We start from the raw sequence: 286 nt of genomic DNA, 5'->3' as shown, positions 1-286 counted from the left end.
GGTACTATAGTAGGTGCTGCTAATGGGCGCAGTATAGTAGCCTCTTCACCAGGGGTGTATAAGGTTACTAAAACCAAAGCGGGCTGTACTACTATGAAAGAGGAGTTTACTGTACTTAGCAATGATGCAGATGCCGACCACCCTATAGAGAAGATGATACAACAAGGGTTAAGTGGTCAGATATATGTATGTTCTTCAACCGGTAGAAAATACCCACAAGTATACCTATGCGGTAAAAATGCTTCTTTAGACCTTACTGTTACTGTTAACAATGCTGAGAGATTTG

At 41.3% G+C, this 286-nt stretch carries 1 protein-coding gene; it reads left to right on the top strand.

The window, feature by feature from the left end; genetic code table 11:
• Positions 1–93: 93 nt before the first annotated feature.
• Positions 94–286, top strand: a 193-nt coding sequence (locus HMPREF9441_RS18845; RefSeq protein ID WP_216593519.1) for a hypothetical protein, incomplete at its 3' end; no start/stop codon positions are given.

The sequence above is a fragment of the Paraprevotella clara YIT 11840 genome (genome assembly GCF_000233955.1).
GTDB classification, from domain to species: Bacteria; Bacteroidota; Bacteroidia; order Bacteroidales; family Bacteroidaceae; genus Paraprevotella; species Paraprevotella clara.
This window is presented reverse-complemented; position numbering and strand designations above follow the sequence as displayed.